The organism is Streptomyces sp. NPDC006510 (assembly GCF_040611955.1).
Classification (GTDB): Bacteria; Actinomycetota; Actinomycetes; order Streptomycetales; family Streptomycetaceae; genus Streptomyces.
Genome location: NZ_JBEXPH010000461.1, coordinates 1 through 1,400, shown reverse-complemented (window position 1 = coordinate 1,400; position 1,400 = coordinate 1). Strand labels below are relative to the sequence as shown.

Genomic DNA, 1,400 nt, shown 5'->3' with positions numbered 1-1,400 from the left:
CTCCAGCGGCAACTGCCCGACTACATGGTCCCCAGCACCTACGTCCCCCTCGACCAACTGCCCCTGACACCCAACGGAAAGGTCGACACCAACGCACTTCCCGCGCCAGACCACCACCGCCCCGAACTCGCCACCACCTACACCGCACCCCGGAACTCGACGGAGGAGATCATCACCGGCGTGTGGTCCGACGTCCTCGGCGTCGACACCGTCGGCATCCACGACAACTTCTTCGAACTGGGCGGACAGTCGATCAACTCGGTGCGGGTGGTTTCTCGGCTGCGGGAAGCCGGTCTGGGCGTCGCCCTCCAGCAGTTCGTGCGGCACCCGACGGTGGCCCAGCTGGCGGCCGCGCTGGACGTCCCGCAGGCGGCGTCGGCCGGGCTGGTGGTGCTCCTGTCGTCCGTGGCGGACCCGGAGCTGCCCGTCCTTTTCTGCGTGCACCCGGGCGGCGGCAGCACCCACCCGTACCGGGCTCTCGCACGATGCCTGACGGGCAGGTTCACCGTGTACGGCGTCCAGGCGCCGGGACTGAACGTGGACGAGGCGCCGCTCGTCGGGATCGAGTCGATCGCGGACCGGTACTGGCGGGAGATCCGCCGTGTGCGGCCCGCGGGCCCGTGCACCATCCTCGGATGGTCGACCGGCGCGGTGATTGCACACGCGATGGGTGTGCAGGCCCCGGAGGAGGTGGCCGGTCTGTACCTGCTGGAGCCGGCGGTGACCGGCGACGACCAGCGGGACCGCTTCCAGCGACACGCCGAGGTGTACCGCCGGGTGAACGGGCTGTGGCGCCGCGGTCAGGACGAGCACGGTGCCGAACGGGCCGCGACGGAGCGGGAGCTGCGGCGTCTGGCTCCGGAGATGAACCTCGACGAGGATCTGGTCACGCTCGACGAGTGGCTTCCCTTTGCGGTGCTGGAGGCCGAGGTGCGCTCGCTCGCCGCCTACCGGCCCGGCCGCTCGGTGGCCAGGGCGACGCTGTTCGTCAGCGACACGGTGCGCGACGGCAGCGGCGACGAGGTACCGGAGGCCCGGTACCTCGCCCACTGGCGCGGGCTTTACCCGGCAGGTCTGGCCCAGCGGGCGATGCCGGGTCGTCACATGGAGATGGTCAGGGGCGACGAGCAACTGGACGCCGTGGTCTCCGTGTTGCGGGAGGCGGTGCCGGCCGGCGGCGCCGACCGGGAGCGGGAGCTGCTGCAGGTCTGACCGTGGATCGTCGCCGGAGTACGGGAGCCGGCAGAGCCGACGAGGGGCCCACCACGTTTCCGTGGTGGGCCCCTCGTCATGTTCGTCGGCTCCCGTACTCCGTGAGCGGCGGTGGCCGTGGCCCGGGGAGCGCGCCGCCCTGCTCGGTCCCTTCTCGCCCGGCCCCACCGGGGCTCCACCCGGACCGG

The 1,400-nt window shown here is 72.0% G+C and carries 1 protein-coding gene; it reads left to right on the top strand.

Features of this window, described 5'->3' with window-relative positions; genetic code table 11:
- The coding region (locus ABZY11_RS44515; protein WP_356484622.1) for an alpha/beta fold hydrolase at positions 1-1,212 on the top strand (1,212 nt) is incomplete at its 5' end.
- Positions 1,213-1,400: the final 188 nt, after the last annotated feature.